The following is a 25,934-nucleotide window of genomic DNA, read 5'->3' on the forward strand; positions in this document are numbered from 1 at the left end:
GGCGTGTCGCCACCGGATCTCCTCCGTACCGGCGCGGGATTGCGCCGGTGCTGTCCCTGTTATGACCGCACCGCGTCCCGGGGCAGCGGCACCAGCGCCGCGCCGACCCGCTCGACCAGCAGTGCCATCTCGTAACCCACCTGCCCGACGTCGCAGCTACGCGCCGCGAGCACCGCCATCGACGACCCGTCGCTGATCGACATCAGGAACAGGTAGCCGCTGTCCATCTCGATGACCGTCTGCAACACCCCGCCGGCACTGAACATCCGCGCGGCGCCCTCGGTCAGGCTCACCACGCCGGAGGTGATCGCGGCGAGCTGGTCCGCCCGGTCCCCCGGCAGGTCACGGGAGGAGGCGAGTAGCAGTCCGTCGGCGGACACCGCCACCACGTGGGCGATACCCGCCACGCTGTCGGCGAAGTTGGTGAGCAGCCAACCCATGTCCTGCATGGCCGCTGGCCTGTTCATCGGCTCGTCTCCTTGGTCGAGGTGCTGTCCTGACTCGCTCCGGCCGTCCGTCCGCGCTGCACGCCGCGGTGGTAGGCCGAGAGCAGGCCGCGTACTTCGTCCGGCGTACGGCGGCTGCGCTCACGTCCGCCGCGGGGCTCGATCCCACCGGGGACGAGCTGTTGCTGCGGCACCCGCTTGGGCAGTCCGGACCGGGTGGTGCCGGCCGGGGTCGGCTCGGCGGCCTTGCTGGCCCGCGTCCAGCCGTCGTCGGCCGCGGTCCGCCAGGCGTCGGACGGATCCGGGGCGTGGGCCGTCGTCGGTGCCGGGGCCGGGGGCGCCGCCGGTGCCGGCGCGGCCGGGGCGGTCCGGGGAGGCGCCGCCGGTGGTGGTGGCGCGGCGGCCGGAGTCACCGTGGGCAGTTGCGTGGTCGCGGCCGTCGCGGCGGTCGGCGCAGCCGGTGACGACTGGTACGGAGGTGGCGGCGCGGGCTGCGCGGCGGCTGCCGCACCGGGTGTACGTGTGGGCAACGGGCTCCGTCCCCGAGTCGGCTCGACAGCCGGCGTGGGTGGGCCGGCAGCCGGTTGCGGCGGCTCGTCGAACTGCGGTCGGCTGAAGATGGCGGTGGCGTCGTTGCCGTGTGAACGGAACCAGACCGCCTCCATCTCGCGGAAGATCGGCGCCTCGGCCTGGGGTTCCGGCGGGGCGGTGATCGGCGCGGTGGCCTGTGGTGCGGTGGCCGCGAGGCTGGCGCCCAGGCCACGGAAGGGCGTCTCGGACTGCGGGGTGACACCCACGCCGAACGCGGTCGGCGCGCTCATCGGCGCTCCGGCGACCGGACCGGCCGGCAGCACCGGGTCGGGCCGGGCGGCGGGCGGCGCGGCGCGCTGTGGCAGCGGGTCGAGCGACGGCTGGGCGACGGTCGGCGTACCGGCGTTGAACCCACCGGCGAAGGCGGGCGGCACGGTACGGGCCGGTGGTGCCGGCGGCTCCGGGGTCGGGGCCGGGTTCGCAGCCGGCCACGGTGCCGACGTGGGGGTGCTGTCGCGCCACCGCTCGGTCGTCAACGTGGCGAGGTTGCTGCGACCCGCGCCGGTGAGCGGCTCGGCGGGTGCCGGCGGCGTCGCCGGGGTCTGCTCGACCGCGAGCGGCTGACGCGGCCGGGTGATCTGGTCGCGTCCCCGCAGGCTCGGCAGGATCACCGTCGCGGCCGGCAGGGTGATCTGCGCCACGGTGCCGCCCTCGACGTTGCGGCGCAGTTCGACCCGGATGCCGTACCGCGCGGCGAGGCGACTGACCACTGCGAGACCCATCAGCCGGAAGGCGGCCACGTCCACGGTGGACGGCGCGGCGAGCCGCCGGTTGAGCGAGTCGAGCTGTTCGTCGCTGAGGCCCAGGCCCCGGTCCTCGATCTGGATCAGCACGTAGTCGCGGATGCGGCGGCCGTCGGCGACCACGGTGGTGTTCGGCGGCGAGAAGCGGGTGGCGTTGTCGAGCAACTCGGCCACCAGTCGCACCACGTCGTTGACCGCGTGCGCGGCCACCGAGACGTCGGTGTCGACCGTGCCGAACTCGATCCGGTTGTAGAGCTCCACCTCCGACTGCGCGGCGCGCAACACGTCCACCAGCAGGGCGTCGTCGCGACGCGGCACGGCCGAGTCCGCGCCGGCCAGCACGAGAAGGTTCTCGTCGTTGCGGCGCATCCGGGTGGCGAGGTGGTCCAGCTCGAAGAGCTGGGCGAGCCGCTTCGGGTCCTCCTCGCCACGCTCGATCGCGTCGAGCTCACCGATCATCCGGTCGACCAGGGTCTGACTGCGCCGGGCCAGGTTGAGGAACATCGCCGAGACGCTGGTCCGCAGGGCCGCCTGCTCGGCCGCGACCCGGACCGCCTCCCGGTGCACGACGTTGAAGGCCAGGGCGACCTGTCCCACCTCGTCGCGGTTGTTGAGCTGGATCGGGTCCCGCACCTCGCGGACGATCTCGTCGACACTGCCGTCGCTGACGTTACCCATGCCCTGGAGGCGGCGCACCGCCTCGGGCAGGTCGTGGTTGGCCACCGAGAGCGCGCCCTCACGGAGCCGGCGCAGCGAGTGGTTCAGCGAGCGGGCCAGCACGACGGCCAGCGTCACCGCGATGATCAGGGTGAGCAGCACCAGCGTCGTCTCGACGATGGCCTGCCGGATGACGTCCGTCCGGGCCTGCTCGGCCTGGGCGAGCAACCGGTTCTGGAGCTCGATCTCGGCCCAGCGCATCAGCTCGTTGACCGCGCCGATCGCCGCCGTGGCGTCCTGCGCGCTGACCGGCGAGCGGTTGCCCACCGAGCGGCTGATGTCGGTGGCGATCCGGTCGGCCAGCACCACCGCGTCACCGGAGACGGTGGTCTCGACCAGGGCCCGCTGGGTCGGGTCGGCGGCCAGCGAGAAGGCCAGCAGCGCCTCCTGCTGCCCGGTCAGGGTGGCCACGAACGCGGAGAACTGCTCGTTGTCCAGCCGGCCCCGGCTCAGCGCGGTGAACGCGATCGACTCCTCCTCGGCGACGGCGGCCTTCGCGCGGGCGAAGGCGGCCACCGCGCGGCGGCTGTCGGCCAACTGCTCCTCACCCGGCAACTGGGCCAGGCCGTCGCCGTAGGCGACCAGGTCGGCCAGGACGACGCCGTACCGCAGGGCCGCCTCGGCGACCTCCATCTGCGAGCGGTCGAGCACCTCCTGCCGGGTGCCGTCGAGGGTGTCCAGGTGCGTGTCGATGGTCCGCAGGCGGTCGCCGACCGCGCTGGGCACCTCACCGATCTTGGACCGCTCCGCGCGGTACGCGTCGATCCGCTGCTGGGTCTGCCGGACCCGCAGGTTGTACGCGTCGGCCTGCGGCTGCGGCTGGGCCAGGTAGGCCGCCGCCGCCATCCGTTCCGCGTGCAGGTCGTTGGTGAGTGCGGAGATGTTCATGGACAGTGCGGTCAGCGATCGCGCCTGGGTGGCGTCGTAGGCGCCCTCGCCGACGGAGACGAGACGGACGGTGGCCAGCGCGATGACGGCGGCGACCGGCACGACCAGGATCAGCGCCAGCTTGGACCGGATCCGCGCGTCGCGCAGCCGGAACAGGCGGCGAGGCGCCTTCGGCACGGCGTCACCGCTGGCGGGCAGGGTCGTCGGTCCGGTGCTCACGACATCGCCTCCGTCGTTTTCTCCACGCCTGGCCCGTCGATCCGTGCATGGAGCGACGGCCAGCGCCACGCGCGGCACGGCCGCGATTTCATCAGACGAGATCGTGTTTGGGAAGCCGCAGGCGGGCAGGAATCGGTCGGACGTCGCGCATCCCGTGATCCGGTCAACTAATACCTACATTTCCACAGCGCCCTGAACAGGGCATGTAACTCCAGAGTGGCGAAGCATGTCGCCACAGTGAGCAACGGAAAACATCTGGTTACCCCAGCATGTGGGATCGGCGTCCCGAAACGCCTCCAGTGGTCCCGCTTGACCGCAGCGCCCGGCATTGGCAAGGTTTTGCAGGCTTCGCGCACACGGTACGGCAGACCCTTCCCGATTATCCACTGAGGACGGTCGCCGACACCAGTGACCGGGCCCCGCCCGCGCCACTCCAGGAGGACTGAGTTGACCCCCTTCCGCTCCGCGACCGCCACGGCGCTCGCCTCCACCCTGCTGGCCTCCATGCTCGCCGGCTGCCAGTTCGGCGGAGAGGCGAGGGACACGAGCCCGATCGTCATCGCCGCCGACCTGGAGCTCTCCGGTGCGGCGGCCGGGGTCGGCAAGGCGTACCGGCAGGCACTGGAACTCAAGGTGGAGCAGTTGAACGCCTCGGGTGCGCTCAACGGCCGTTCGATCGATCTGCGGGTGAAGGACAATCGTTCCGACGCCAGTGAGTCGCTGCGAAACATCGCGGACTTCAGCAACGATTCGGCGGTCAGCGCCATCATCATGGGCGGCTGCAACGAATGCGCGGTCGGCGCGGTCCGCACCATCAACGAAAAGCAGATCCCGACCATCGCGCTCGCCGCGGCCGGCGCCATCACCAGCCCGGTCGCCGAACGACGGTACGTGTTCAAATTGGCACCGAACGCAGCCGACAGCGCCGACGCGCTCACCGTCGAACTCCGCCGACGCAGCATCGACACGATCGGCATCCTGCACACCGAGGACACCTACGGCCGGGAGGGCGTCACCGCGTTGCAGCGCGAGTTTGACAACGCCGGCATCCGGGTGGTGGCCCAGGCCTCGGTGCGGGGCACCGACACCGAGGTCGACCAGCAGGCCGCCTCGCTGGCTGCCGCCGACCCGGAGGGGATCATCATCTGGACCTCGCCGGACCAGGCGATGCTCGCCGCCGCAGCGGTGAAGCGGGCCAACTTCGGCGGGGCGTTGTACTTCGACGCCGCCGCTGCCGGTGACCTCTTCCTCGGATCGGCCTCGCGGGCGGTGGAGCGGGCCACCCTGGTCTTCACCCAGACCATGGTGATCGACGACGTCATCGCCACCACCCCGGCGAAGGCGGCCCGCCGCCAGTGGTTCCAGGACTACACCGCCCGCTTCGGCGGCTACCACGGTTCGTCCTCCTTCGCAGCGGACGCCGTCCAGCTCATCGCCGACGCCGAACTGCGCGCCGGCGGACCGGCCGGACAGGTCGACCGTGAGGGCCTCCGCGACGTGCTGGAGACGTCCCAGTTGGACGGTCTGTCCGGACCGATCCGGATGACGCCGGACAACCACTCCGGGCTGATGCCGCAGGCGCTCACCACGCTGGTCGCCCGCAACGGCCGGTGGCGCCTGGCGGGCTGACCTCGCTCAGCGGCTGGAGGTGGTCTCGCGCACCCACGGCAGGCTGCGCCGCTCGACGAGCACCAGCACGGCGTACAGCAGGATGCTGACCAGGGCGACGAGGATGATCGCCGCCCACGCCGTGGCGGTGTCGCCGATGCCCGCGTACTGCTGGATGACGAAACCGAGACCACCCTCACCGGCCTGGAACTCGCCGATCACGGCGCCGATCGCGGCCAGCGGCATGGCGACCTTGAGCCCGACGAAGATCTGCGGCAGCGCGGCCGGGAAGCGGACCTTGCGGAACGCCTGCCAGCGGGAGGCGTTCCAGGAGCGGACCAGCTCGGCCAACTCGGCCGAGGTGGTGGTCAGGCCGGTCGCGGTGGAGAGCACGATCGGGAAGAAGCAGAGCAGGAAGACCATCGTCAGGATGGGCTTCTGACCCCAACCGAGCGCCACCACCAACAGCGGGCCCAGGGTGATCTTCGGGACCGCGTTGACGGCGACCAGCAGCGGGGTGAACATCCGCTCGACCGTCCGCGAAGCGGCCAGCGACAGGCCGATCAGCACACCCGCCACCGCCGAGAGCAGGAAGCCGAGCAGGATCTCGCCGGTGGTGGTGACGGTGTGTTCGAGCAGCCGGTCCTGGCCCAGCCGGAAGGCGGTCAGCACGTCGCCGGGCGGCGGCAGGGCGGCCGGGTGGACCAGCTCCAGCCGGGCGACCAGCCACCACACGCTGAACGCGATCAGCAGGCCGGCGGCCGGCAGCAGCGCGGCCCTCACGCCGTCCCGCAGGTCTGCCGGCCGCCACCGCCGGCCCTGCGGTGCGGCCGGGGCCGGCTCCGGGGCGGGTGCCACCTCCGGCTGCCGTGAGCGGACGTCGGTCATCGGATCCTCCTGCGGTTCGGGTGGTCAGACGCGGGATCGGGGTACGCCGTACCGGCTGACCGGCACGGCGTACCCCGCGGTGGAACTGGTGTGAACTGGAGTCAGGCCTTGGGGGCCAGGTTGAAGTCGACGATCTGGTCCGGGGTGAGGTCGGACTCCAGAGCGCCGGCACCGCGCAGGATCGCGATGCTCTTGGCCACCCGACCGCTGTCCAGCGCGCCCAGGGCGGTGCCGGAGTTGCTGGAGCGGACGTACCCGGCCATGAGCTGCAGCTCGGCGGCGGCTGCGGCGGGCACCACGGCCTCGACGTTCTTGGCCAGGATCTCGGCGGCCTCCTGCGGGTTCTCCAGGGCGTACTCCAGGCCCTTGAGCAGCGCCTCGGTGAACCGCTTGACCATCTCCGGCTTGTCGGCGGCGATCTGCTTCGAGGTGACCAGCACGTTGCCGTAGAGGTCCTGCATGACGTTGCTGTACGGCAGCAGGACGGCCTTCTTCTTGGTCACCGCCTCGATGGTCGGCTGACCGACGACGAACTGGCCGATGCCGTCGACCGAGCCGGAGGCCAGCGTGCCCATCAGGGTCTGCGCGTCACCGTTGACCCAGGTCACCTTGTCGTAGTCGATGCCGGCCAGGCGCGCGTAGGTCGGGAAGAGGTTCCGGACGACCGAGCCGGGGGTGTCGGCGAGCTTCTTGCCCTCCAGGTCCTTCGGCGTGCTGATGCCGGTGCCCTCGACGGTCGCGATGGCGGCCATCGTGCGCTGCTGGATCGCCGCCACCGCGACGAAGTCCTTGGCCTGGCCGTTGCCGAGCTGGAGCAGACCACCGGTCAGGTCGATCGGACCGAACTGCGCCTGGCCGCCGACGATCGTCTGGATCACGGCGTTGGTGCCCTGGCCGGGCTTGATGTCCACGTCGAAGCCGGCGTCCTTGAAGAAGCCCTTCTCCTTCGCCACCCAGGCGTAGGCGTCACGCCCGAAGTTGCCGAACGAGGTGAGGTAGGTCACCTGCTCCATCGAGGAGCCGACGTTGTCGTCAGCGTCGTCCGAGCCGCTGCCGCACGCGGAGACCAGGGCGAGCGCGGTGGCCATCGTGGCCGCGGCGACCGTACGGGTCAGCCTTCTCATCAGTACACCTTGTCCTTTCCCACCGGAGGCGTCGCGGGCCTCCGGGAGGGGATGTTGGGGCGGTACCGGCAGCCGGAACGGAAGCCGACACCGCGTATCGAGGGGACTCTTCGCGGGCACAGCGTACGAGAACCTCACCTTTGCGACGCCAGGCATACCGGGTTGCGGAACGGAAACAACTCATCTCCACCCCGGACGGTGAGATAACGGTGGAGACCGCTAACCTTTGGGCGGAATCCTGACTACTCACTCAGGGAGGCCGCCGGAGATGATCCGCCTGTCCGAGGTTTCGCGCACCTTCGACGGCCGTAGTGGCCGCGTGGAGGCGTTGCGCGGCATCAACCTCGACGTGGCCGACGGCGAGTTTGTGGCCATCCTCGGCCGCTCCGGCTGCGGCAAGTCGACCCTGCTCCGACTGATCGCCGGACTGATCCCGGTCACCTCGGGTGAGATCACCGTGGGTGGCGAGACGGTCACCAAGCCGCGCCGCGACATCGCCATGCTGTTCCAGCGGCCGGCCCTGCTGCCGTGGCGCACGGTGCTGGACAACGTCCTGTTGCCGGTGGAGATCTTCGGCTGGAAGCGGAACGACTACCGGGAGCGCGCCCGGCAGCTACTCGACGTGGCCGGGCTGGCCGGTTTCGAGAAGCGGCTGCCGCACGAGCTGTCCGGCGGCATGCAGCAGCGGGTGTCGCTGTGCCGGTCCCTGATCGGCGACCCCCGCGTGATGCTGATGGACGAGCCCTTCTCCGCGCTGGACGCGCTCACCCGCGAGGAACTGTCCGGGGAGTTGCAGCGGGTGCACATGCGCAACCGCGCCACCATCGTCTTCGTCACCCACTCCATCGACGAGGCGGTGCTGCTGGCCGACCGGGTGATCGTGCTCAGCCCGCGCCCCGGCCGGGTTCGCAAGATCGTCGACGTGGCCATCCCCCGCCCCCGTACGCTGGGCCGCAACGCGCACCTGGCGGAGGTCGCCCAGGTCAGCGCCGACCTGCACGAGCTGCTCATGGAGCGGGACCACCCCGCGACCGCCGGTACGCGGAGGTGACCATGCGGGTCACCGTCTTCACCGAGCCGCATCGCGGGGCCGACTACGACGACCAGCTCCGCTTCGCCCGACTCGCCGAGGACGGCGGTTTCGAGGCATTCCTCCGCGCCGACCACTACCAGTCGATGAGTGACGCGTCGGCGCTGCCCGGCCCGACCGACGCCTGGCTGACGCTCGCCGCGCTCGCCCGGGAGACCAGCCGGATCCGGCTCGGCACCCTGGTCACCTCCGCGACCTTCCGGCTACCCGGTCCGCTCGCGGTGATGGTGGCCCAGGTGGACCGGATGAGCGGCGGCCGGGTCGAGCTGGGCATCGGCGCCGGATGGTACGCCCGCGAGCACACCTCGTACGGCATCCCGTTCCCCGGCACGAGTGAACGCTTCGACCGGCTCACCGAGCAACTCGACGTACTCACCGGACTGTGGCGGACCCCGTCGGGCAGCACGTACAGCTACAGCGGCGACCACTACCGGCTGGTGGACGCCCCGGCGCTACCGAAGCCGGTGCAGACCCCCGGGCCGCCGATCATCATCGGCGGACGCGGTCCCAAGCGCACCCCGGACCTGGCGGCCCGCTTCGCCGACGAGTTCAACGTGCCCTTCACCGACGTCGCCCGGACCGCCGAGTCCTACGAGCGGGTACGCGAGGCGTGCGACCGGGTCGACCGCGCCGGCACCGGCCGGGCACCGCTGGTGCTCTCCGCCGGCATCGTGGTGGCGATCGGACGCACCGACGCGGAGGCCCGACGACGGGCAGCACCACTGCACGTGACCAGCGCCCTGCCGCCCGAGGAGGCGGTGGTCGGCTCACCGGAACAACTGGTCGACCGGATCGGCGAGTTCGCGGCCGTCGGCACCGCCCGCGTACACCTCCGGTTGGTCGACCTCGACGACTTGGACCACCTGGAGCTGATCGCGGCCGAGGTGCTGCCCCGACTGGAGGGAACCCGATGACCGAGACCCCCCTCGACCTGCCCACGCTCGGCCCGGTGGGCCAGGAGATCGTCTTCGAGAACGACCGGGTCCGGGTCTGGCACATCCGGCTGGAGCCGGGCGAGCGGCAGCCGCTGCACCGGCACGACCACCCCTATCTGGTGGTGGCTGTGCAGGGTGCGAAGAACGTGGTGCAGACCATCGACGGCACCACGATCGACGCGGACGAGCCGACCGGCGGCGTGGTCTACCGCGACCCGGGCGCGGTGCACATGCTGACCAACGTCGGGGACACGACATACCTGGCTCGCCTGGTCGAGCTCAAGTAGACCCGCCGGGCGCAGGTAGCGGCCGTCCCACGGCGCGCCGGTGGCGATCGGTCGCCACGGACCGTAACGTGCCGACCATGGCCCATAGGACCTTGAGCCGGCTACTGCTCACGGCGTTCGGCGTCAGCCTGCTGACCGCAGCCGGTCAGCTCGGCGTCGCCTTCGGCTTCGGCATACTCCGTCTCACCGGCACCTTCACCGGCGCCACCGTCAACCAGTGGCCGGCCCAACTCGTCTGGGCCGGTTGGTTCGCGGCGAACGCCGCCGTCGTCGGAGCGGTACTCACCGAACGCCTCGCCGAGCGCCACGGAGGGCTCACCGGTACGCATCGTCAACTGGCCGTGGCGTGCAGCGCCGCGCTGGGCGCCGTCGTGGTGGCACCGTTGTGCATGCGACCGGCCCGCGCGGTCGAGCTCGTCTCGGTCGACCCGGTCTGGGCCGTCGCCATCTGCGCCGTCCTCGGCGCGGTGGTCGGCGCGGGCGCCGCGCTGGCCGCCCTGCTCCGGCCGACCTTCGCCTGGAACATGGCCGGCATCGCCGGTACGGTGTGGCTGCTGGCGCTGCTGTCCGTCGCCCCGTCGCTCGCCTCGACCGGGCCACTGACCCCGGTCCGCCTCGGCGTGCTGGAACCGAGCTGGCTCACCGCCGACGCGGCCCAGCGCCTGTCCCTGCTGATCCTGCCGCTGGTCAGCCTGCTGGCCGGTGCCGCGACCGGTGCCCTGGCCCGGTGGCGCGGCCAGCCGCCGCTGATCAGCGGGCCGAGCGGGGTGGCCGGGCCGATCCTGGTGGCGTTCGCCTACCTGGCCGCTGGACCCGGCGACGCGAGCGACCGCTACCAGCTCGCGCCCTACTACGGTGCCCTGATCGCGGTCGCGGTCGGTGCCCTCGGGTCGGCCGCTGCCGCGCTGATCCCTCTCGCCGCACTCGACCGCGACACCGCCGGGACCGCCGGGACCGCCGGGACCGCCATCGAACCGACCGCGATCCTGCAGCCCCTACCGACCTCCCCCGCCCTGCCGACGTCGGCCGACCGTCCGACCGGCACGGAGGCCGACGCCGGGGCCGTCGCGGTGGCCGATCCGCCCGGCGGTCCGCACACCGGCCCCGACCGGCCGGTCACCGGCGACGCGTCACCGCCGCACTGGCACTGGCCCGGCGAGCCGGCTGCCCCGGTGCCCGCCGCGTCGGGGAACGCGCCGATCGGTCCGGCCTCCGACGCCGGGCCGAGGACCGGTCTCCCGACCGCCGCCGGCCCGACCATCGACGGCGACGTCGCACCGGCCGCCGGTGCCTCTCTCCACACCGGGTCCGAGGATCTGCCCACCGGCACCGCAGGGCTGACCCGACCGGACGAGTCGGCGGCCGACGCCGGTGCCACCGCCACCGGCCCCGGTGCGCCCGACACCGGCCCCGACCGTCTGCCCGCCACCGACCGCTTCCCCGCCGCCGAACTCGGTTCAGCCATCGGTGTCGACCGCGACGGAGCCACCCCCGCCCGACCCGTCCCCGCCGAATCCAGCGACGCCGAACCCGCTGCCGAGCCCTCCGGTGCCCGGTCCGCTGCCGACCGACCCGCCCATGCCGACCCCACCGAGCGGCCCCTCTTCGTCGGCACCGACACCGTCGACCCCGCGATCGTCGACCCCGCTCCGCTCGGTACACCGGCCCTCGCGGTCCAGGCGACGGGCGACCCCGACCACCCGGACCAGCCGCCGACACTTCACGCGCGCCCGATGGATCCGCCGGGGCCGTACGACCACCGGCCGCCCTTCGACACGCCGTCGGCGGGGACCGGCGCGATCGTCGGGCCGCCTGCCCGCAGCGGCGCGATCACCGAGCCTTGGACGGCCGGGCCCGACCCGGTCGGCGACGGCGGCGACCTCACCCCGACGGCGGGCCCGGCGAAACGGCCACCCCGGCTTGTCCACACACCACGCCCGCTGGCCGAGCCGCCGAACCGGATCGCGCCCGTGTTTCGCGCCGCTGACCAGGACCGATCGCCGCACCCGTTCGACGCGTCAGGCCCGACCGCCCAGACGCCGATGCCCCGGGCCGGGGTGCCCGACCAGGCCGGTGGTCCGGACTTCGTCGACACCGCGCCCGTACCACCCGGGGGCGGTCCCGGGTCGACGGACGACGACGAGCCGACCGGTGGCGGCCGGTCCGACAGTGCGGTGACGCCGGCCCCCCGTCCGGTCGAGGGACCGGAGACCGCACCCTGGCCCCGGCACCGGCTCCCGCTGCCCGACCTCAACACCACGGCGACCTGGAACGCCTTCACACCGGCCCGCCACCCTGACCCGGCCGATGCCACCGACGAGGCCGGGTCGCCGACCGGGCCGGGCACCGACGGACCATCGGGTTTGGACGGCGGCACCGAACCGGGCCACGCCCACGCCGGTGCCGACCCGAACCACGCCACCGCCGGTGTCGATTCCGACCCGGGCCACACCGAGGCCGGTGCCGGTACCGACCCGGCGACCGCCGCGCGGGACGTCTCGGCGGCCTTCGCCAGCGCGGCACCGGCCGTCTCCACCGACCCGGCGGCGGCCGCCCGCGACGTGACGGCTGCGTTCAGCAAACCGCCCGCCCCGCGCGCCGAACCAGCCCCGCCCAAGCACGAACGCGAGAGGGGCCGGCGGGGCCTGTTCCGGCGCAACCGGCCCCGCCCCGTGGAGACCGACCCCGCGGAGCAGGAGGAACCGCTCGCCGCGCAGGACGAGGAGTACGTGGACTGGGTGGCCGGACTCGGCCGCCCGTCGATCGAGGACGAGCCGCTGCCGAAGGAGGCGCGCCGCCGACTGCGGCCGACCGGCCGGCACCACCGCGAGTAGCAGCAGCCCGGCCGGCCGGACCCGTCAGGCCAGCGGCAGGTAGACCCGTCCGCCGGAGGCGACGAACTCCTCGGACTTGTCCTGCATGCCCCGGGCGGCGTACTCCTTGAGGTCCTGACTGATCTTCATCGAGCAGAACTTCGGCCCGCACATCGAGCAGAAGTGCGCGGTCTTCGCCGGCTCGGCGGGCAGCGTGGCGTCGTGGTAGGACCGCGCCGTCTCCGGGTCGAGCGAGAGGTTGAACTGGTCCTCCCACCGGAACTCGAAGCGTGCCTTGGAGAGCGCGTCGTCCCAGGCCTGCGCGCCGGGGTGCCCCTTGGCCAGGTCCGCCGCGTGCGCCGCGATCTTGTACGCGATGACCCCCGCCTTGACGTCGTCACGGTCCGGTAGCCCGAGGTGCTCCTTGGGCGTGACGTAACAGAGCATCGCGGTGCCGAACATGCCGATCATCGCCGCGCCGATGGCCGAGGTGATGTGGTCGTACGCGGGCGCGATGTCGGTGGTCAGCGGGCCGAGCGTGTAGAAGGGTGCCTCGTGGCACCACTCCTGTTGCAGGTCCACGTTCTCCTTGATCTTGTGCATCGGCACGTGGCCCGGACCCTCGATCATCACCTGCACGTCGTACTCCCAGGCGATCCGGGTCAGCTCACCGAGCGTGCGCAGCTCGGCGAACTGCGCCTCGTCGTTGGCGTCCGCGATCGAGCCAGGGCGCAGCCCGTCACCGAGCGAGAACGTCACGTCGTAGCGGGCCAGGATCTCGCACAGCTCCCGGAAGTTCGTGTAGAGGAAGTTCTCCTCGTGGTGCGCCAGGCACCAGGCCGCCATGATCGAGCCGCCCCGCGACACGATGCCGGTCACCCGGTCGACCGCCAGCGGCACGTACGGCAGCAGCACCCCGGCGTGCACCGTCATGTAGTCCACGCCCTGCTCGGCCTGCTCGACCACGGTGTCCCGGAACACCTCCCAGGTCAGCTTCACCGGGTCACCGCCGACCTTCTCCAACGCCTGGTAGATCGGCACCGTGCCGATCGGCACCGGCGAGTTGCGCACGATCGACTCGCGGGTCTCGTGGATCCGCTTGCCGGTGGACAGGTCCATCACGGTGTCCGCGCCCCACCGGGTGGCCCAGGTCAGCTTCTCCACCTCCTCGGCCACCGAGGAGGTCACCGCCGAGGTGCCGATGTTGGCGTTGACCTTGACCAGGAACGCCTTGCCGATGATCGCCGGCTCGCACTCCGGGTGGTTGATGTTCAGCGGCAGCACCGCCCGACCCGCCGCGATCTCGTCCCGGACGAACTCGGGCGCCATCCCCTCCCGGATCGCCACGAACTCCATCTCGGGGGTGACGATTCCGGCCCGGGCGTACGCGAGCTGCGTCGGCCGTCTGCCGTCCGCCCCGCCCAGCGGCGTTCCGGCACCGCGTACCGGGGCCACGTCGCCCCGCTCGGCGATCCACGGTCCCCGCAGCGGCGGCAGACCGATTTCCGGGTCCGAACCCGGCCCGGCGGTGTCGTACAACCGGACCGGCGGGTTGTCCCCGGTCAGCTCGACCTCCGCGAACGGCACCCGGACGTCCGGTCGCGAACCCTCGACGTAGACCTTGCGACGTGCCTGCATGACAGCCTCCCTCGCCTAAGCGGACCAGCCGAAGTGGTCCATCGGGCCGCGTCCCGCGCCCAACTCCCAGTCCCGCGCACCGGCCAGCGCGCGGGTCACGTACTCCTTGGCGGCGGCGACCGCCACCGGCACCGGATCGCCCAGCGCCAGCCGTACGGCGGTCGCCGCCGAGAACGAACACCCGGTGCCGTGCGTGTGCCGGGTCGGCACCCGGGGAGCCCGCAGCACCGTCGTGCCGTCCGGGCCGTGCAGCACGTCCACCGCCTCGTCGCCGGTGTCCACGTCACCGCCGGTCACGATCACCCACTCGGCACCGCCCGCCGCCAACGCCCGCGCCGCCGCCGTCATCTCCGCCACGCCGGTCACCGGCGCCCCGGTGAGGGCGGCGGCCTCCGCGCTGTTCGGCGTCGCCACCCGGGCGTACGGCAGCAGCCGCTCCACCGCCTCCACCACGCCGAGCCGGTGTCCACTGGTCGCCACGAGCACCGGATCGACGACGAGTTGCGGCAGGCGACCCGCTGCCGCCGCCTCGGCGATCGCACCCGCCACGGCCGGCGTACCGAGCATCCCGGTCTTGACCGCGCGGACCGTGAAATCGGAGAGCACACTGTCCAACTGGTCGCTGACCGTCTGCGGCGGCAACGGCAGCACCGCGTCCACGCCCCGGGTGTTCTGCGCGGTCACGGCGGTGAGCACACTCGTGCCGTACGCACCGAGGGCGGCGAAGACCTTGAGGTCGGCCTGGATACCGGCACCGGCACCGGAGTCCGAACCGGCGACGGTGAGCACGGTCGTTGGGGTTCTCACGTGTCTCCTCTTGGCTTGTTCTTGCTCGGGTTGCGGTTGGGGGCTGCGGCCGACCGTGCCCACTCCGGGCGGTCAGGCTTGATTCCTGCGTGGGCACGGTCGGCCGCAGCCCCGTCGTGGGCGTCGCCCATCGAGACGGATTGGTGGCGGCTTCGGGTGTCCTGCCTTGGGAGAGGCTGGCGGGGTGGGGGTCATCGCTGGGCCGGGGTGGTGGGGGCGGGGTCGCTGCGGTGGGGGGTCTGGGGCGTACTCGTCTGGTGAAGCTCGTGGTGGGCGGTGGTGAGGGTGGTGGCGACCCGGTGTGGGTTTCGGGCGCGCATGATGGCGCCCTGGACGGCCACGCCGGTGGCGCCGGCCTCCACGCAGGCCCGGACCTGGGCGGGTGTCTCGATGCCGCCGAGGGCGAGGACGGGCACGGGACTGCGACCCACCAGGGCGGCCAGACCGTCGGGGCCCAGCGGTGGGCCGTAACCGGGTTTGCTGCGGGTGGGGAAGACCGGTGACAGGGTCACGTAGTCCTCGGTGGTGAGTCGGTCCAGCTCCGCCTCGTCGTGGCAGGAGCGACCGACCAGGTCGGCGACGGGTGGCGGGTACGGGCCGGCGGCCGGAAGGTGGAGCGCGACGAATGCCCCGCCGAAGGTGCTGGGGATCCGTGGGGCGGGCTGGGTGTCGGGCAGGAGCGGGTCGGGGCCGGCGACGATCAGCGTGCCGCCCGCCTCGGCCAGGATCGGTCGCAGCTCGGCGGCGAGCACCAGGCGCTCGGCACGCGGCAGGTCCTTCTCGCGCAGCACCACGCACCGCACTCCCCCGGAGACCGCCTGCGCCACCACATCGCGCAGGTCCCCCCGGGCCGCCCGGCGATCCGTCAGCAGCACCACACCCGAGACCGGCTGGACCTTGGTGCGAGGAGTCCCCTGGAGGGGCGGTTTCGCACCAGGATCGGCGACGTGACGGGTCACAGGTCGGGTCGACCGTCGTCGGGAGTGGAGGCCAGGGCGTGGAACCGGCGGGGAATCCGGCCCGCGCCGTACGCGAGGCGGCCCGCCTCGATGGCGTACCGCATCGCGGTGGCCATGGCGACCGGATCCGCAGCCCGGGTGACGGCGCTGGCCAGCAGCACGGCGTCGCAGCCCAGCTCCATGGCCAGGGCCGCGTCCGAGGCGGTGCCGATGCCCGCGTCCAGGATCACCGGCACCGTCACGTCCTGCCGGATCAACCGGATGTGGTGCGGATTGTTGACGCCCAGCCCGGAGCCGATCGGCGCGCCGGCCGGCATCACCGCCGCGCAGCCCACGTCGGCCAGCCGCCGGGCCAGCACCGGATCGTCCGACGTGTACGGCAGCACGGTGAACCCGTCGTCGACCAGTTCCTCGGCGGCACGCAGCAGTTCCACCCCGTCGGGCAGCAGCGTGCGCTCGTCGCCGATCACCTCCAGTTTGACCCAGTCGGTGGCGAAGGCGTCCCGGGCCAGCCGCGCCACCTTCACCGCCTCACCTGCGGTGTAGCAGCCGGCCGTGTTCGGCAGCAGGCGTACGCCACAGCGGTCCAGCAGATCGAGCAGGCCACCCGAGCCGACCGCGACGGTGTCCACCCGGCGCAGCGCCAGCGTGACCAGCTCCGTGCCGGAAGCGCGGATCGCCTGTTCCAACACGTGCAGGTTGGCGGCCCCGCCGGTGCCGAGGACCAGCCGGGAGCCGAACCGGACCCCGCCCAGCTCGAAACCCTTCGTCTCGGCGTCCGTCTCGGGCCCGCCGGTCGACGGTGTGCGCTCCATGCCGCTCACCCGCCCTGGGCGGCGCTGAGCACCTCGACCCGGTCGCCGCCCCGCAGCACCGTGGCCGGCCAGTCGGTACGCGGCACCACCTCGCCGTTGACCGCCACCGCCACGCCGCGCTGCTGCGGGGTCACGTCCCGGACCAGCTCGGCGACCGTCACCTCGTCCGGCACGCTGCGCCCGACACCGTTCACCGTCAACTCCATCAGGACTCCTCCGTTCACTGCGCGGATCGGGTGGCGTCGCCGGAAGCGCCGAAGCCCTCGCCCGGTCCGGCGGCGACGTGGCGCTCGGGCCGGAACGGGCTGGCGGTCGCGTCGGCAGCGGCGACGACGAAGCGTTCGGGGCGGAACGGACCGCCGATCGCGTCGGGGTCCGCCCCGGTCACCAGGTCGGCGATCAGGTCGGCGGTCACCGGGGTGAGCACGATCCCGTGCCGGTGGTGCCCGGTGGCGACCAGCACGTCCGGCCGACCCGGCAACGGACCCAGGATCGGGGCGTTGTCCGGGGTGCCGGGGCGCAACCCGGCGATCGCCTCCACCAGGTCGTACTCGGCCAGCTCCGGCAGCAGGTCGATCGCGGCCCGCAGCAGCCGCAGCACCGCCCCGGCACCGACCGCCAGGTCGGAGCGCTCCTCGACGGTCGCCCCGACCACCACCTCGCCGTCGTCGCGGGGCACCAGATAGACGTGCTCGCCGTCGGCGTACCCCCGGATCACGTGCCGGAAGCCCGGCGGACCGCCGTCGGGGGCGCGCAGCCGCAACACCTGGCCCTTCACCGGGCGGACCGGTAGCCCGGTGAGCGCGGCCGAGCCGCAGCCGGCGGCGACCACGGTCACCCGAGCACGGACGTCGGCCGGCCTCCGCACCGGCTCCCGGACCACCGTCGCACCGGCCCGCTCGGCGGCGAGCCGCAGCGCCGGCACCAGCCGACGCGGATCGACCTGGTGATCGGTGGCGGCGAGCGCGCCGCCCCGGACCCGGGGCGCGAGCGCCGGCTCCCGGTCGCGAAGCTGCGAGGGACGCAGCGGCGTCACCGGCAACCCCAGGCCCAGTTGGTACGCCCAGAGTCGACGCGCCTCGGCGAGGTCGTCGGCGGTCAGCCCGACCATCAGCGTGCCCTCGGTGCGGTAGCCGATGTCGGCGCCGCTCGCCTCGGTCAGCTCGGCGGCGAACGCCGGCCAGCGGGCAGCCGACTCGGTGAGCAGGGCGGTCAGCTCGTGCTCGCCGAAGTACGCCTCGGCCACCGGCGCGAGCATCCCGGCGGCGACGTGCGAGGCACCCGAGCCCGGCGCGGGATCGTGCACGACCACCCGCAACCCGCGCGCCGCGCAGCGCCAGGCGATCGCGAGCCCGATCGGGCCCCCACCGACGACAGCGACATCGGATGAAAGGAAGGGCCCCCTGCTAACGCCTGCGGTATAGGAAGGGTCCCCTGCTAACACGACAACGCCCCGATCAGCTCTGCCGCGACGCGCGCGGGATCGGCGGCGCCGGAGAGCGCACCGACCACCGCCACCCCGTACGCCCCGGCGGCCCGCAACGCGGGCACGTCCGCCGCCGTCACCCCGCCGATGGCGATCACCGGCACGGTGACCGCCTCGGCCACCGCCCGTACCCCGGAGACGCCGATCGCCGGCGGCAGCCCGTCCTTGGTGGTGGTGGCGTGGCACGGACCGACGCCCAGGTAGCTCGCGCCGGCACCGACCGCCTCGCGGGCCGAGCCCGGTTCGCGGGCGGTGGCGCCCAGCACGGCGGCCGGGCCGAGCACCCGCCGCGCCGCCGTGACCGGCAGGTCGTCCGCGCCGACGTGGCCGCCGCCCGCGCCGGCCGCCAACGCCACGTGCAGCCGGTCGTTGACCAGGCAGTCCACCGCGTACGGCGCGCAGAGGGCGAGCACCCGTCGGGTCAGGTCGTACGCCTCGCGGTCGGTGGCGGAGTCCTCCACCCGGACCTGCACCAGCAGTTCGGTACGGGCCACCGGGAGCACGGCCCGGAGCACGGCGAGCGGATCCCGCCCGGGCCGGGTGTCGGTGATCAGATGCAGTCGTCCCAGGGACGGCACGGCAACACTCCTCCCTGCGCCGGCATTACCCGGATCAGGTTCGACGGTCGGGGGCTCACAGCCCCCCTCTCAGCCCGGTCGACCGGGCTCCCGTGGGTCACTTGCGTGGCCACCGTACGACAGATCCGCTGACCTGCCAAGGTGCGTCCCGCCACGACGCCGGCTCCGCCGCTGGCGTGAGGAGGGGGCCCTTCCTATACCGCAGGCGTTAGCAGGGGACCCCTCCTTACTTCCAGCGGAATGCGCGCTTCGTACACATAGACGGTAATTACAGCCCACCGATGCCGAAACGTTATCCATCGAGACCTTGCCATGAACCGATTCACCGGAATTAATTTGTTCAGCGATTCGACATAATGCCGCAACGGAAAGCCCTGGCACGGCCCCCCGGCTGCGGCTCCATCAGGGACGGTCTTCGGCGAGCCGGCCCCCGCGACCCCTGTCCGGCAAGGACAAAGGAGACCGGAGTGTTCCGAACACGCCGTAAGCGCGTGCCCTTGACCGCCACCCTTCTCACCCTCGGCCTGGCCGCGACCACGCTCGCCGGCGCACCCGCCGCCCAGGCCGCCCCGTCCCGGACCGTCCCCGTCGCCCAGGCGCCGGCCCCGCAGGCCGAGGCCGACCCGTTCTCGGTGCTGGTCTTCTCCAAGACCGCCGGCTTCCGGCACGGCTCGATCCCGGCCGGTATCGCCGCCATCCAGCAGCTCGGCGCGGAACACGGGTTCACCGTCGACGCCACCGAGGACAGCACCGCCTTCACCGACCAGAACCTCGCCGAATACCAGGCGGTGATCTGGCTCTCCACCACCGGTGACGTGCTCAACGCCGACCAGCAGGCGGCGTTCGAGCGCTACATCCGGGCCGGTGGCGGGTACGCGGGCGTCCACGCCGCCTCCGACACCGAGTACGACTGGGAGTGGTACGGCGGCCTGGTCGGCGCGTACTTCAACAGCCACCCGGCCAACCAGCAGGCCACGATCAAGGTGGAGGATCCGGCGCACCCGTCCACGGCGGACCTGCCGGACCGCTGGTCCCGGTTCGACGAGTGGTACAACTACCGGACAAACCCGCGCGGCAAGGTGCACGTGCTGGCCACGCTGGACGAGACCAGCTACTCCCCCGGTGCCGGTGCGATGGGCCACGACCACCCGATCGTCTGGTGCCAGGACTACGACGGCGGCCGGTCCTGGTACACCGGCGGCGGCCACACCAACGAGTCGTACGCGGAGCCGCAGTTCCTCACCCACCTGCTCGGTGGCATCCGGACCGCGGCCGGGGTGCAGGACGCCGACTGCGGCGCCTCGCTGACCGCCAGCTTCGAGAAGGTGACGCTGGACAGCAACACCAGCAACCCGATGGAACTGGACATAGCCCCGGACGGCCGGGTCTTCTACATCGAGCGCGACGGCCGGGTGCAGATCGTCAAGCCGGACACCGGCAACACGGTCACCGCCATCGACCTCGACGTCTTCACCGGCAACGAGGACGGGTTGATCGGCATCCGCCTCGACCCGGACTTCGCCACCAACAACTGGGTGTACCTCTACTACGCCCCGAACGACGGGGTGGCACGTAACGTGCTGTCCCGGTTCACGGTGAGCGGTGACGCGATCGACGCGGCCACCGAGAAGGTCGTCCTCCAGGTCGACACCCAGCGCAACACCTGCTGCCACGCGGGCGGCACCATGACGTTCGACTCGGCCGGCAACCTCTACCTGGCCACCGGCGACAACACCAACCCGTTCCAGTCGGACGCGTACACCCCGATCGACGAGCGTCCGGGCCGTGCCGACTACGACGCGCAGCGCACCTCCGGCAACACCAACGACCTGCGCGGCAAGGTCCTGCGGATCCACCCGGAGGACGACGGGACGTACACCATCCCGGAGGGCAACCTGTTCCCGCCGGGCACCGAGAAGACCCGCCCGGAAATCTACGGCATGGGCTTCCGGAACCCGTTCCGGATCGGCATCGACCCGGCCACCGACACGCTCTACGTCGCCGACTACGGTCCGGACGCCGCCTCGGCCAACCCGAACCGTGGCCCGGCCGGCCTGGTCGAGTGGAACATCGTGGCCGAGGCCGGCAACTACGGCTGGCCGTACTGCCACGGCGGGAACCAGGCGTACAACGACTACCAGTTCCCGTCCGGCCCGAGCGGGCCGAAGTTCGACTGCGCCGCCGTGGTGAACAACTCGCCCAACAACACCGGTCTGACCAACCTGCCGCCGGCCATCCCGGCCACCGTCGACTACGGCTACAGCGGTGACCCCCGGTTCCCGGAGATCGGTGGCGGCGGTGCTCCGATGGGCGGCCCGGTCTACCGGTACGACGCCGACCTCGACTCGGACCGCAAGTGGCCGGCGTACTACGACGGCAAGGCACTGCTCGGCGAGTGGAACCAGTCCAAGATGTACACGATGCAGGTCAGCGCGGACGGGCGGGAACTGGTCGACATCAACCAGTTGCTCACCGGGATGACCTTCATCCGTCCGATGGACTTCGAGTTCGGCCCCGACGGCGCGATGTACCTGATCGAGTGGGGCAGCGGCTTCGGCGGCAACAACGACAACTCCGGCGTCTACCGGATCGACTACATCGCCGGTGACCGGGCGCCGATCGCGGTGGCCTCCGCCGAGCCGACCTCCGGCCCGGCGCCGCTGACCGTCGAGTTCTCCAGCGCCGGATCACGTGACCCGGACGGCGGCGTGCTGACGTACTCCTGGGCGTTCGGCGACGGCGGCACCTCCACCGAGGCGAACCCCACCCACACGTACGCCGAGGCCGGCAACTACACCGCCCAGCTCACCGTGACCAACCCCAACGGCCGTACGGCGGTGGCGAACGTCCCGGTGACCGTGGGCAACACCGCGCCGACGGTGGAGATCGAATTCCCGCCGAACGGTGGCTTCTTCAACTGGGGCGACCAGGTCAGGTACTCGATCAAGGTGACCGACCCGGAGGACGGCGAGATCGACTGCGCCGACGTCCAGCTCCAGGTGCTGCTCGGCCACGACGAGCACGCGCACCCGCTGGAGCAGCACACCGGGTGCAGCGGCACGGTGCAGACCCAGCTCGCCGCCGGTCACGGCGCCGAGGCGGACGTCTTCACCGTGCTGGAGGCGACCTACACCGACAAGGGCGGCTCCGGCGGCGCCAGCCCGCTGACCGGGCGGGTCATCGAGATCCTCCAGCCGAAGCGCAAGCAGGCCGAGTACTTCAGCGACACCGGCCGTACCGCGGACGGCACCGGCGGCGGTGAGCCCGGCGTGCAGCGGGAGACCACCGGCGACAGCGCGGGCGGTGGCGAGAACATCAGCTTCATCGAGGACGGCGACTGGTGGTCGGTGGACCCGGCCGACCTGACCGAGATCTCCGAGATCCGGTTCCGTGCCTCATCCGGCGTGGACGGCGGGGTGATCGAGGTCCGGGCCGGCGCGGTCGACGGACCGGTGGTCGCCACGGCCACCGTGCCGGGCACCGGTGACTGGCAGACGTACACCGACGTCACCGCGGAGGTCACCGGACCGGCGAGCGGATCGCTGTTCTTCGTGGCCCGGCACCCGAGCGGCGGCTCCGGCTCGCTGTTCAACGTCAACTGGGCGGACTTCGTCGGCAAGGGCGTCACCGACAACGCCCCGCCGACGGTCACCGCCACCGCCACGCCGGCCACCGGCACCGCGCCGGTCACCATCGCGTTCGGCGGAACGGCCGTCGACCCCGAGGGCGACACCCCGCTGACGTACGAGTGGGACTTCGGTGACGGTGGCACCGCCGACACGCTCCAGGCCGAGCACACGTACGAGCGGCCCGGCAACTTCACCGCCACCCTGACGGTGACCGACAGCCGGGGCGCGTTCTCGTACGCCACCGTGCCGGTCCGGGTCGACGCGCCGAACACCTCCTGCGTCGGCACGCGCTCGGACGACTTCGGCGGCACCACCCTGGACCGGGAGCGCTGGACCAGCGTGGTGCGGGAGAACCAACTCCTGTCCGTCTCCGACGGCGCGCTGCGCCTGCCCACCTCGGCCGGTGACCTGTACGGCAGCCGCAACGACGCCACCAACCTGGTGCTCCAGCCGGCTCCCTCGGGTGCCTGGTCGGCCACCACCAAGGTGACCCTGCCGGTGACGGCCGACTACCAGCAGGCCGGTCTGCTGGTCTACGGCGACGACGACAACTACGCCAAGGTGGACCTGCTCTACAACGGCAGCCGGCGGGTGGAGTTCATCCGGGAGACCGCGGGTACGCCTCGCAACGAGGGTGCCGACAGCACGGCGGCACCGGCCGGTGACACCGTCCACCTGCGGATCAGCAGCGACGGCACCAGCCTGACGGCGTCGCTCTCGTCCGACGGGCTGACCTTCACCCCGGTCGGTCGGGCGGCGGCGCTGGAGGGCATCGAGAACCCCCGGATCGGTCTGTTCGCCCTCAACGGCGGCACGACCGCGCCGGTGGTGGACGCCGCGTTCGACTGGTTCCAGGTGACGCCGGACGAGCCGGCCGGACCGGTCGACCCGTCCGACGAGTTCAGCGGGACCGCGCTGGACAAGTGCCGGTGGAACGCGATCCTCCGGGAGGACGCCACCGCCTACCTGGTGGCCGACGGGGCGTTGCGCATCGACGTACCCAACGGTGACATCTACGGCACCGACAACACCGGGCCGACGAACTTCATCCTGCAGAACGCGCCGGACGGCGACTGGACGCTGGAGACGAAGGTCGACGGCAGACTGCTGGACGAGCAGTACCAGCAGGGCGGGTTGATCGTGTACGGCGACGACGACAACTACGTCAAGTTCGACTTCGTCGTCGACAACCAGGCCGGCTCGCCGGTGTCGCGACGGATCGAGTTGCGCAGCGAGATCGACGGGGTGATCCAGGACCCGCAGCCCGGCGCGGAGGGCCTGACCGAGTCGGTGTGGCACCTGCGGCTGGCCCGCACCGGTGACACCTTCACCGCGTCGTACTCGGCGGACGGCAACACCTGGACGACGCTGACCGAGCTGACCAACGCGGCGGTCGGGCCGACCCCGAAGGTGGGCCTGTTCGCCCTCGGCGGCAACCAGACCGCCTCGAAGCAGGTGTCGTTCGACTACTTCCGGCTGAGCACCGGCACGGTCGACGACACCGCGCCGGTGACCACCGCCGAGGTCGCCGGTACGCCGGTTCAGGGCTGGTACACCGGCCCGACGACGGTCACGCTGGCCGCCACCGACGAGGGCGGCAGCGGGGTGGCCCGGACCGAGTACCAGCTCGACGACGCCGACACCTGGACCACCTACACCGCGCCGGTGGCGGTGTCCGGGGACGGCGAGCACGAGCTGCGGTTCCGCTCGGTCGACGAGGCCGGCAACGTGGAGGAGACCAGGACGGTCGACGTCCGGATCGACACCACCGCGCCGGTCAGCACCGCGGCGTTCGCTCCGGCGAACGACGAGGGCTGGCACGACGGCACCGTGCCGGTGGTGCTCACCTCGACCGACGCCGGTTCCGGGGTGAAGTCGCTGGAGTGGTCGCTGGACGGCGGTGACTGGACGCCGTACACCGAGCCGGTCGAGATCAGCGGCGACGGGGCCCACGAGTTGCTCTATCGGGCCACCGACAACGTGGGCAACGCCGAGACGCTCAAGTCGGCGGTGGTGCGCATCGACGGCACCAAGCCGACGCTGCTGGTCTCCGGCATCGCCGACGGCCAGCTCTACGGCGACAGTCAGGACGTACGGGTGTCCTGGCAGGCGGTGGACCCCACCTCGGGGATCGCCACCGTGGTCGGTCGACTCGACGACCGCCCGTACGTCAGCGGCACCCTCCAGGCGATGTACGAGCTGCCGCTGGGGCTGCACGAGCTGACCGTGACCGCGACCGACAAGGCGGGTAACGCCACCACCACGACGGTCCGGTTCTTCGTCACCACGTCGTTCCGGGACATGCAGAACCTGCTGGACCGGTTCAAGGCGACGGGTCGGCTCTCCGCTCGGGCGCACACCCAGTTGTCGAACCGGCTCTCCAACGCCCGTACGGCGGAGGCCGCCGGTAACGACCAGCGGGCGATCAACCAGCTCACCGCGTTCCGGGGGCTGGCCGCCGACGCCTCGCTCGTCGGCGAGGCGGAGATCCGGGACACGCTGGTCCGGGACACCGACGCCATGATCGTCCGGCTCGGTGGCACGGCCAGCAAGGCGGGCGTACGCGCCAACGACGGCGAGTCCGTCGCCGGCACCGGACGACTGGGTGGCGATCCCACCCGGCTCGCGCCCGGCCGGAAGTTGTAGGCGAGTTCTCGGGGCCCCGTCCGGCTGTGCGCCGGGCGGGGCCCCTCTCCGCGTGCGCTGTCCCCTACCGGTCGAGCACCGCGCGCAGTGCCGTGAGGTCCGCCTCACCCGGCTGCCAGTTGCCCGCCTCGGCGTTGGCGCGCACCTGGTCGGGCGTGGTGGCTCCGGCGATGACCGAGGTGACCGCCGGTTGGGCGGCCAGTCCGCCGATCGCCACGTGCAGCATCGACACCCCCCGCTCGGCGGCGTACGCCTCGATGCCCTCGATGGTGTCCCAGTCGGCGGCGGCGAGCCGTTGGGCGTACCGGCCGCCACCGGCGAGGCGGCTACCGGCCGGCGGGGCCTCGCCACGCTTGTACTTGCCGGTGAGCAGCCCGTTGGCCAGCGGGAAGAACGGCAGCATGCCGAGGCCGAAACGCTCGCAGGCGGGCAGCACCTCGATCTCGGCGTCCCGGTTGAGCAGGCTGTAGTGGTTCTGGGCGCTGACGAATCGGGTGGTCCCCCGGGTCTTCGCCGTCCAGTCGGCGTCCGCGATCTGCCAGCCGGCGAAGTTGGAGTTGCCGAGGTAGCGCACCTTGCCGGCGCGGACCAGGTCGTCCAGGGCGGCGAGCGTCTCCTCGATCGGGGTGCCCGGGTCCGGCTCGTGGAACTGATACAGGTCGATGTAGTCGGTGTCCAGGCGGCGCAGCGACGCCTCCACCGCCCGGATGACGTACCGCCGCGAGCCGCGCACGCCGAAGTCGCGCCCGTTGTCACCCCCCATCGACATGCCGAACTTGGTCCCGATCACCACGTCGTCGCGACGGCCCTTGAGGGCCGCACCGAGCTGAGCCTCCGACGCACCGTGCGGTTCGCCGTAGATGTCGGCGGTGTCGAAGAAGTTGATCCCGACGTCGAGGGCGGCGTCGACCACCGCGCGGGTGCCGTCCAGATCGAGTTTGCGGCCGAAGTTGTTGCAGCCGATCCCCACGACGGACACCACGAGCCCGGAGTCGCCCAACCGGCGATAGGTCATCTCAGTCACGAG

The 25,934-nt window shown here is 72.2% G+C and carries 18 protein-coding genes and 1 riboswitch; of the genes, 6 read left to right on the plus strand and 12 right to left on the minus strand.

From position 1 onward, the window contains the following. Nucleotides 1–59: 59 nt before the first annotated feature. Entirely contained in the window at nt 60–467 is a 408-nt protein-coding gene (locus tag ACQVFL_RS26270) for a roadblock/LC7 domain-containing protein (RefSeq protein ID WP_007465177.1), read from the minus strand. Then, complete coding sequence (locus ACQVFL_RS26275) at nt 464–3,604, minus strand: sensor histidine kinase (protein ID WP_431727814.1); 3,141 nt, start codon at nt 3,602–3,604, stop codon at nt 464–466. Before ACQVFL_RS26275 ends, ACQVFL_RS26270 begins: the two co-directional genes overlap by 4 nt. 447 nt (nt 3,605–4,051) lie before the next feature. Here ACQVFL_RS26275 and ACQVFL_RS26280 point away from each other — a divergent pair, with 447 nt between their 5' ends. Further along, the gene (locus ACQVFL_RS26280; protein WP_396690303.1) at nt 4,052–5,233 is read left to right on the plus strand and encodes an ABC transporter substrate-binding protein; all 1,182 of its coding nucleotides are present in this window, start codon (nt 4,052–4,054) and stop codon (nt 5,231–5,233) included. Nucleotides 5,234–5,239: 6 nt separating this feature from the next. Here the strand turns inward: ACQVFL_RS26280 and ACQVFL_RS26285 are convergent, their stop codons facing one another. Further along, entirely contained in the window at nt 5,240–6,100 is an 861-nt protein-coding gene (locus ACQVFL_RS26285) for an ABC transporter permease (protein ID WP_396690301.1), read from the minus strand. A 101-nt stretch (nt 6,101–6,201) separates the two neighbouring features. After that, entirely contained in the window at nt 6,202–7,224 is a 1,023-nt protein-coding gene (locus ACQVFL_RS26290; RefSeq protein ID WP_396690299.1) for an ABC transporter substrate-binding protein, read from the minus strand. A 268-nt stretch (nt 7,225–7,492) separates the two neighbouring features. On the opposite strand from ACQVFL_RS26290, the gene ACQVFL_RS26295 reads away from it, so the two are divergent. From ACQVFL_RS26295 to ACQVFL_RS26310, 4 genes are all read left to right on the plus strand, one after another. Next, nucleotides 7,493–8,275 (plus strand): ABC transporter ATP-binding protein, encoded by a 783-nt coding sequence (locus ACQVFL_RS26295; RefSeq protein ID WP_396690297.1) that lies wholly within the window; start codon nt 7,493–7,495, stop codon nt 8,273–8,275. 2 nt (nt 8,276–8,277) lie between these two features. Next, nucleotides 8,278–9,228 carry an LLM class F420-dependent oxidoreductase gene (locus ACQVFL_RS26300; RefSeq protein WP_431727815.1) on the plus strand — a complete coding sequence of 317 codons (951 nt, stop codon included), beginning with the start codon at nt 8,278–8,280 and terminating at the stop codon, nt 9,226–9,228. Next, complete coding sequence (locus tag ACQVFL_RS26305; RefSeq protein ID WP_396690293.1) at nt 9,225–9,536, plus strand: cupin; 312 nt, start codon at nt 9,225–9,227, stop codon at nt 9,534–9,536. Before ACQVFL_RS26300 ends, ACQVFL_RS26305 begins: the two co-directional genes overlap by 4 nt. Nucleotides 9,537–9,613: 77 nt before the next feature. Then, entirely contained in the window at nt 9,614–12,370 is a 2,757-nt protein-coding gene (locus ACQVFL_RS26310; RefSeq protein ID WP_431727816.1) for a hypothetical protein, read from the plus strand. Between the two features lie 24 nt (nt 12,371–12,394). Here ACQVFL_RS26310 and thiC read toward each other — a convergent pair whose 3' ends face one another. From thiC to thiE, 7 genes are all read right to left on the minus strand, one after another. Further along, a complete protein-coding gene (gene thiC, locus ACQVFL_RS26315) occupies nt 12,395–13,987 on the minus strand; it encodes a phosphomethylpyrimidine synthase ThiC (RefSeq protein WP_396690289.1) in 1,593 nt (530 codons plus the stop codon). Between the two features lie 15 nt (nt 13,988–14,002). Further along, nucleotides 14,003–14,794, minus strand: a complete 792-nt coding sequence (gene thiD / locus ACQVFL_RS26320) for a bifunctional hydroxymethylpyrimidine kinase/phosphomethylpyrimidine kinase (protein ID WP_350692845.1) — start codon at nt 14,792–14,794, stop codon at nt 14,003–14,005. Between the two features lie 191 nt (nt 14,795–14,985). Continuing rightward, entirely contained in the window at nt 14,986–15,669 is a 684-nt protein-coding gene (locus tag ACQVFL_RS26325; RefSeq protein WP_431727817.1) for a thiamine phosphate synthase, read from the minus strand. 80 nt (nt 15,670–15,749) lie between these two features. Next, nucleotides 15,750–16,568, minus strand: coding sequence for a thiazole synthase (locus tag ACQVFL_RS26330; protein WP_431727818.1), 819 nt, complete (start codon nt 16,566–16,568; stop codon nt 15,750–15,752). 5 nt (nt 16,569–16,573) lie between these two features. Further along, nucleotides 16,574–16,774, minus strand: a complete 201-nt coding sequence (gene thiS, locus ACQVFL_RS26335; protein ID WP_396690286.1) for a sulfur carrier protein ThiS — start codon at nt 16,772–16,774, stop codon at nt 16,574–16,576. A gap of 14 nt (nt 16,775–16,788) precedes the next feature. Continuing rightward, a complete protein-coding gene (gene thiO, locus ACQVFL_RS26340; protein ID WP_431727819.1) occupies nt 16,789–18,012 on the minus strand; it encodes a glycine oxidase ThiO in 1,224 nt (407 codons plus the stop codon). Next, on the minus strand, nt 18,006–18,632 hold the full coding sequence (gene thiE, locus ACQVFL_RS26345) for a thiamine phosphate synthase (RefSeq protein WP_431727820.1): 627 nt from the start codon (nt 18,630–18,632) through the stop codon (nt 18,006–18,008). The genes thiO and thiE overlap by 7 nt, the downstream gene beginning before the upstream one ends. Further along, a riboswitch (TPP riboswitch) is annotated at nt 18,627–18,735 on the minus strand. It overlaps the preceding gene by 6 nt. A gap of 388 nt (nt 18,736–19,123) precedes the next feature. Between thiE and ACQVFL_RS26350 the strand changes: the two genes are divergently transcribed. Beyond that, nucleotides 19,124–24,907, plus strand: a complete 5,784-nt coding sequence (locus ACQVFL_RS26350; RefSeq protein ID WP_431729896.1) for a ThuA domain-containing protein — start codon at nt 19,124–19,126, stop codon at nt 24,905–24,907. A 64-nt stretch (nt 24,908–24,971) separates the two neighbouring features. On the opposite strand, the gene ACQVFL_RS26355 is transcribed toward ACQVFL_RS26350, so the two are convergent. Further along, nucleotides 24,972–25,922 (minus strand): aldo/keto reductase, encoded by a 951-nt coding sequence (locus ACQVFL_RS26355; RefSeq protein ID WP_396690967.1) that lies wholly within the window; start codon nt 25,920–25,922, stop codon nt 24,972–24,974. Nucleotides 25,923–25,934: the final 12 nt, after the last annotated feature.

The sequence above is a fragment of the Verrucosispora sp. TAA-831 genome (assembly GCF_050780145.1).
Taxonomy (GTDB): domain Bacteria; phylum Actinomycetota; class Actinomycetes; order Mycobacteriales; family Micromonosporaceae; genus Micromonospora.

Excerpts from the sequence above, each read along its gene's own strand:
- ACQVFL_RS26270 (WP_007465177.1), bottom strand. The coding sequence starts at position 467 with ATGAACAGGCCAGCGGCCATGCAGGACATGGGTTGGCTGCTCACCAAC.
- ACQVFL_RS26285 (WP_396690301.1), bottom strand. The coding sequence starts at position 6,100 with ATGACCGACGTCCGCTCACGGCAGCCGGAGGTGGCACCCGCCCCGGAG.
- ACQVFL_RS26290 (WP_396690299.1), bottom strand. The coding sequence starts at position 7,224 with ATGAGAAGGCTGACCCGTACGGTCGCCGCGGCCACGATGGCCACCGCG.
- ACQVFL_RS26295 (WP_396690297.1), top strand. The coding sequence starts at position 7,493 with ATGATCCGCCTGTCCGAGGTTTCGCGCACCTTCGACGGCCGTAGTGGC.
- ACQVFL_RS26300 (WP_431727815.1), top strand. The coding sequence starts at position 8,278 with ATGCGGGTCACCGTCTTCACCGAGCCGCATCGCGGGGCCGACTACGAC.
- ACQVFL_RS26305 (WP_396690293.1), top strand. The coding sequence starts at position 9,225 with ATGACCGAGACCCCCCTCGACCTGCCCACGCTCGGCCCGGTGGGCCAG.
- ACQVFL_RS26310 (WP_431727816.1), top strand. The coding sequence starts at position 9,614 with ATGGCCCATAGGACCTTGAGCCGGCTACTGCTCACGGCGTTCGGCGTC.
- thiC (WP_396690289.1), bottom strand. The coding sequence starts at position 13,987 with ATGCAGGCACGTCGCAAGGTCTACGTCGAGGGTTCGCGACCGGACGTC.
- ACQVFL_RS26330 (WP_431727818.1), bottom strand. The coding sequence starts at position 16,568 with ATGGAGCGCACACCGTCGACCGGCGGGCCCGAGACGGACGCCGAGACG.
- thiS (WP_396690286.1), bottom strand. The coding sequence starts at position 16,774 with ATGGAGTTGACGGTGAACGGTGTCGGGCGCAGCGTGCCGGACGAGGTG.
- ACQVFL_RS26355 (WP_396690967.1), bottom strand. The coding sequence starts at position 25,922 with ATGACCTATCGCCGGTTGGGCGACTCCGGGCTCGTGGTGTCCGTCGTG.